Here is a 4,967-nt window from a genome sequence, read left to right as displayed (position 1 = left end):
CAAGAATCCCCGTCCTTCCAGGGCGGGGAGTGTCAACCATCATAAGCATTCAGCTTTTGAATAAAATCAGCTAACCGCTGATAACTGACCGCTGATAACTGATAACTGATAACTGAATGCTGATAACTGAATGCTGATAATTGAATGCTGATAACTGATAACTGATAGCTGATAGCTTACCTTTGCTCACTTCACTTGGTATTTGTTTTAAACAGAAGTCTGAATTAAGCAATGGTAAATTGCCCATGCTCACCTTTACGAAACGCCTCAGAGCTAATCAGAATACTAAAGTCGGCTTTACCCTCTCCTTGACAGCCGAGGAGCGTACCCGAACTCGCCACCGCTTTGAAACAGCGGATGGTGAAAATTTGTATTTGCGTTTGCCTAGGGGCAGTGTCTTGCAGGATGGGGATTTACTGGAAGCTGAAGATACGAAGGTGATGATCCGAATTGCTGCTAAACCAGAACCGGTACTGACTGTCACTGCCAAAAAACCGGTGAATTTGCTGCGAGCTGCTTATCATTTGGGTAATCGCCATGTCCCTTTAGAAGTAACGGCTAGCTATTTAAGGTTATCTCCTGACCCAGTTTTGCAAGGGATGTTAGAGCAGTTGGGGGTAGAGGTACACCAGGAAGTGGTACCGTTTCAACCAGAAATCGGTGCCTATCGACATTGAGAAGTTTAAAGAGAACTGTTAAAAGAAAACTGTAAAAAAGAGGCACACCTAAGTGCGCCTCTTAATCAATCCTTCGGAACAGAAGCCCGATGGTTAGCCTCTTGCCACAGCTGATAGAGAAAAAACTCAACAGCATAGTTCATTGCTGTTACAAAAATTCCCTCTTCATCTTCTGGATCTGACGTTAGCCAGGTGCCTTGTAGGCTTACTTCAACATATTCCGCATCACAAATCGATAATGCGATCGCATCGGTTTTGTCTTGCTCCACAAACACCTCTAATTGCCTGAGGTGGGGCAAGTTAGCTGGTAGCAAAAATGACGCAGTGCTGGGTTCGATATAGAAACTTGCACCCGCACGGAGCGAGACAAGGGTTCGTTTTGTTACCCATTCTTCTAGGGATTGAGCCAAACGCTCTAGATAAAAGCTATTTTCGGTATAAATCAGTTTCAGCATTACCTGTAACTTCCTCCTCTAACCGATTGATTTGCTGTTGACGCCAAAACTGTTCCGCAAAAGCAATAGCTGGATGCATGGGTGCTTTGGGCTGTCTGGGTAATTTCATTCCCGCTTGGTGGGGAGTGCGGTTGCCTTTAAGGCTGTTACAACGCTCACATGCCGTAACGACGTTGTCCCAACTGTGTTTCCCGCCTTTTGACCGAGGCATGACATGGTCGAGGGTTAGCTTTTTGGTGCTGCCACAGTATTGGCACCGATGCTTGTCCCGTCTTAAGACCTCCCGCCGATTTACTGGAGGAACTCGCCAAGTTGGTTCAGTTTCGGTAACTATCAAGCGGATATGGGTTGGTACCAAGATCACCACACTAGGAGAACGGACTTTGTAGCCCTTACCACCAAAGAAATCGATTGGTTCAGCTTTCCCGGTAACCAACAGAGCAATCGCTCGTTTGATATTGACTCGATTAATGGGTAAGTAGTTTTTGGAAAAAACCACTACCGATTGCCTCAACACCTCAGTTGTGCTTGTCACGGATTGACTCCTCATAAACCAAACCCCCGCTTCTGTTTGTCAGGAGCGGGGGCGTTTAAGATTTTTTAGGGTAGGCTGATTGCTATGTCAGTACTGCTAGCGTTCGCCTATACCTCCCGCTGTGTCTATTTAGTTTCAGATTGATCTCTGGCCGACAATTGATTGGTTGTGAATCATGCCTTCTATACTCGACTGTTCCCTGTGCGATCGAGTCATATTTGCCCCTAAACAAAAGCTCCACCCATATTGCCCCGAATCCCGAACCGCCGAAGCAGTTGATATCTGAGCAATTGGTGGAGGAGGTTAAATGATGACTCATAGAAGATGAAATGTTTGAAGGCGAAATTTGTGAAAAACGATTTTCAAGCCGCTTTTTAAATACTACACTTGTATTACGGGAATGTCCAGATATTTGGAGGAAAAAATTAATGCCTACACTCACCCGTCAAAACTCAACCACTGATATGGAAGTTACCAGCATCCGCCTGGAGCGACAGTTGAAAGATAAACTCAAAGAACTTTCTGGCAGTCAGGGGTATCAAGCTCTGATTCGAGATATTCTCTGGAACTATGTCCAGCACAAGTCCGGTGATTATCGACCTCAATTTTGTAAGTCTGATATCAGAGCCACCATTAAAGCGATCGCTGAGCGCAAAGAGCGTTGTGTACTGACTGGCAAGTTTATAGAACCCCAAGAGCCGATGTTATTAGGACTGACGATCAACGGAGAAATGCTTCCCCTCAGTATTGATAGTCTGTCCGACTGTTAAGCGTTTGCCTCGATACAATTGAAGAGACATGCGATCGCATGTCTCTTCTGAGTCCTTAACTAGGCACTAACTAGGAACTTTTGTAGGTTGGTTAACGAGTTGGAACCTGTAAGGGTGGCACTTGCGGAAGCTCAAGTTTTGGTGCTTCAAGAACTGCTGGGGCTTCTGGTGTTGCTGGCATTTCTTCAGTGTCCATAGCTTCTGGGATTTCTTCAGTGTCCATAGCTTCTGGGGCTTCTGGGCTTTCTGGCATTTCTCGCGTTTTAGTAGCTACTTGCAGATATAAATCAGAACCCAGTGTTAGTGGTAAATCCTCTTCCGGATTAATGATCATTGGATTTTGCTGCTCGGGTTCTTGATTAGAATCACCACCAGTTAAGACACCAGTCAAAATATTAACCGCAGCACCTTCTAATGTTTGTTTCTCCGTATCATCAGGCTTAGCATCAGTAACCAGTTTCGAGGTGGCATTGATGGTGTTATAGGATAATTCACCAATTTTAAGTTTTTGAGCCACAAACTGAGTACCAAGAAACTGAGAACCACTATAACGCGGTACTAATTGACCCTCAATCTCGCTGTCTTTTGGAATTAATACTATTCCTTGCTCATTTTTGATGTCTTCAGCCACTAACAGCGTCATATCAATGGTTTCACCACGCTCCACAGCCAATTTTTCTGATACTGTGTAGGCTACATTAATCACTGTGCCTTTGGAAACTTGATATTCCTTAGTTTCTGGGAGTTCATCTTTAGTAGTCATTGACTCAGTGGACTCAGTCCCCTCAGTCCCCTCAGTTTTTTCAGTTGGCTCAGTTTCCTCCATCAGGCTGTCGTCAGTGACAGGTTTAGTCTCTTGCGTCAGCTGAGCAATATATTGAGAGGCTGGATGTTGACTAGACAGGGGAGCTAATACCTCTTGATTCACCAAAGCTTGATGAATAAAGGCTGCCACATCAGCACGGGTGGCAGGTTTACCAAAATCAAGATAGGTTACATTCGGGTAGTTAACCACCATAGCCTTTTCGGTAGCAGCCGCAACGCTATCTTTGGCATAGTCAGGGATTCGGGATAGGTCTTCATAGGAAGAGAGGGTGTTCTTTACTGAACTACTAGAGTATAAACCCAAACCATTTAAACCCAAACCATTAGTCAATGACACCAATACTTGTCCCCGAGACAGTGGCGAAGATGGACGTAGTTGGCGGTTGGATTTATCCTGCTCAGTTAGGTTACGACTTACCCAATACTCAGCCGCTTCACGATCAAATGTTTTGGGCAAGGCTAAATTATTTTCGCTGAAAGCTTGGCTCACCATCCCAGAAAACTGAGCGTAAGTAACAGCTTGATCAGGTTTAAAGGTGCCATTAGCATATCCACTTACCAGGTTTTCTGCTGCCAACCCTTCAATGAACGGTTTTGCCCAATGACCTTGAATATCAATAAAGCTAGTTTGGTTTGGTACCGCAATTACCATCGGCGCAGTGACACCAGTAACTATTCCCAACAGCAACATGGCAGTGCTCGTGGAATTCCAAGTAGACGCACTAGACATAGAACACAACTCTCCTGATTTAGATAACTCTTCCAGACAGCTCAACTCCTTAGTTATCAGAGTTGACACCCTCCCAAACACCATCCCCAGACGCACAGGTGAAGTGAAAGTTCCCAGGTTTTAAAAAAAAGATCGGTAGAGGTAGCAGAGTCATATCAAGTGCAGTTAATCAGTTACAAAAGTCATTAATCGTAGGGTGGGCAGTGTCTAGCAACGCGCTTTGCAAACTTCTGAATCTGTCTGCTGCACTGCCCACCCTACATGAACTTACAAAAGGGAGTAGAGAACAGGGAATCGGGAATCGGGAATCGGGAACAGGGAATCGGGAAAAAATCCTGTGTATTTTATTAATAAGATTTGTAAATTTAGCCAGATTGGCGAGACAAATTTATGCTATGGGATTTTTATTTATAGTATTGACGGTTGGAGAACGTTTATGTTTTTAGAAAGTGTAATCCTTTTCTTTAAGCGCTTAGCTGCTGATAAAAATTTCCGTAGCCAGCTTGAAGATGCTGCAAGTCCAGAAGACTACCAAACCATGGTGCGAGATGCTGGCTTTGATTTCACACCAGAAGACTTGGAAACTACCACAGCTAAAATTCTCGATGAGAATAAGCTTAGAGATTTAGACGATAATTTCAAGCATCTCAGTGAAGAAGACCTAGAAGTACTTGTTGGTGGCGTGTTTAGAGGCTACTGTGGTTGGCCATGGGGACCTATACATCCGATTGAGCCACCCAAACATAAGCCACCTATTACGATTCAGCCCGTCTATGGAGTAGTCATCGAGCCTGGACCGAAACCTCCTCAAGCGATCGCATTGTATGGGGTTTCCCTACCTCCTGATCAAATTGCTTACATTTCAAAAGACGCGAACACAGACAATATTTCATAGTCTACGGAGTCGGGAGCGGTGCGACCCGTGGCGAATTTAATTCGCCTACGGAAAGCGCACCGAGGGAATCGGGAGTCGGA

The 4,967-nt window shown here is 44.8% G+C and carries 8 protein-coding genes; 4 read left to right on the top strand and 4 right to left on the bottom strand.

Going from position 1 to position 4,967, the window contains the following annotated elements; genetic code table 11:
• Positions 1-70 precede the first annotated feature (70 nt).
• On the bottom strand, positions 71-247 hold the full coding sequence (locus tag F6K20_RS24015) for a hypothetical protein (RefSeq protein WP_287253343.1): 177 nt from the start codon (positions 245-247) through the stop codon (positions 71-73).
• Here F6K20_RS24015 and ureE point away from each other — a divergent pair.
• Positions 246-677: an urease accessory protein UreE gene (gene ureE, locus F6K20_RS24010; protein WP_008183842.1), complete on the top strand. Its 432-nt coding sequence runs from the start codon at positions 246-248 to the stop codon at positions 675-677. The genes F6K20_RS24015 and ureE overlap by 2 nt on opposite strands.
• A 65-nt stretch (positions 678-742) precedes the next feature.
• On the opposite strand, the gene F6K20_RS24005 is transcribed toward ureE, so the two are convergent.
• Together F6K20_RS24005 and F6K20_RS24000 are read right to left on the bottom strand one after the other, a co-directional pair.
• The gene (locus tag F6K20_RS24005) at positions 743-1,132 is read right to left on the bottom strand and encodes an alr0857 family protein (protein ID WP_287296295.1); all 390 of its coding nucleotides are present in this window, start codon (positions 1,130-1,132) and stop codon (positions 743-745) included.
• A complete protein-coding gene (locus tag F6K20_RS24000; protein WP_502708870.1) occupies positions 1,104-1,682 on the bottom strand; it encodes an HNH endonuclease in 579 nt (192 codons plus the stop codon). Before F6K20_RS24000 ends, F6K20_RS24005 begins: the two co-directional genes overlap by 29 nt.
• 413 nt (positions 1,683-2,095) lie before the next feature.
• On the opposite strand from F6K20_RS24000, the gene F6K20_RS23995 reads away from it, so the two are divergent.
• Positions 2,096-2,437 (top strand): hypothetical protein, encoded by a 342-nt coding sequence (locus F6K20_RS23995; RefSeq protein ID WP_044493063.1) that lies wholly within the window; start codon positions 2,096-2,098, stop codon positions 2,435-2,437.
• 91 nt (positions 2,438-2,528) lie between these two features.
• On the opposite strand, the gene F6K20_RS23990 is transcribed toward F6K20_RS23995, so the two are convergent.
• A complete protein-coding gene (locus F6K20_RS23990; protein ID WP_161603161.1) occupies positions 2,529-3,992 on the bottom strand; it encodes an S-layer homology domain-containing protein in 1,464 nt (487 codons plus the stop codon).
• Between the two features lie 203 nt (positions 3,993-4,195).
• Between F6K20_RS23990 and F6K20_RS23985 the strand changes: the two genes are divergently transcribed.
• Together F6K20_RS23985 and F6K20_RS23980 are read left to right on the top strand one after the other, a co-directional pair.
• Positions 4,196-4,438 (top strand): hypothetical protein, encoded by a 243-nt coding sequence (locus F6K20_RS23985; protein ID WP_154659772.1) that lies wholly within the window; start codon positions 4,196-4,198, stop codon positions 4,436-4,438.
• Entirely contained in the window at positions 4,429-4,887 is a 459-nt protein-coding gene (locus F6K20_RS23980) for a Nif11-like leader peptide family natural product precursor (protein ID WP_048815242.1), read from the top strand. Before F6K20_RS23985 ends, F6K20_RS23980 begins: the two co-directional genes overlap by 10 nt.
• Positions 4,888-4,967: the final 80 nt, after the last annotated feature.

It is taken from the genome of Moorena sp. SIO2C4 (assembly GCF_010672485.1).
Classification (GTDB): Bacteria; Cyanobacteriota; Cyanobacteriia; order Cyanobacteriales; family Coleofasciculaceae; genus Moorena; species Moorena producens.
This window is presented reverse-complemented; position numbering and strand designations above follow the sequence as displayed.

What these genes read in the sequence shown, in the direction of transcription:
- ureE (WP_008183842.1), top strand. Translation starts at nt 246, where the DNA reads ATGCTCACCTTTACGAAACGCCTCAGAGCTAATCAGAATACTAAAGTC.
- F6K20_RS24005 (WP_287296295.1), bottom strand. Translation starts at nt 1,132, where the DNA reads ATGCTGAAACTGATTTATACCGAAAATAGCTTTTATCTAGAGCGTTTG.
- F6K20_RS24000 (WP_502708870.1), bottom strand. Translation starts at nt 1,682, where the DNA reads ATGAGGAGTCAATCCGTGACAAGCACAACTGAGGTGTTGAGGCAATCG.
- F6K20_RS23990 (WP_161603161.1), bottom strand. Translation starts at nt 3,992, where the DNA reads ATGTCTAGTGCGTCTACTTGGAATTCCACGAGCACTGCCATGTTGCTG.
- F6K20_RS23980 (WP_048815242.1), top strand. Translation starts at nt 4,429, where the DNA reads ATGTTTTTAGAAAGTGTAATCCTTTTCTTTAAGCGCTTAGCTGCTGAT.
- F6K20_RS23995 (WP_044493063.1), top strand. Translation starts at nt 2,096, where the DNA reads ATGCCTACACTCACCCGTCAAAACTCAACCACTGATATGGAAGTTACC.
- F6K20_RS24015 (WP_287253343.1), bottom strand. Translation starts at nt 247, where the DNA reads ATGGGCAATTTACCATTGCTTAATTCAGACTTCTGTTTAAAACAAATA.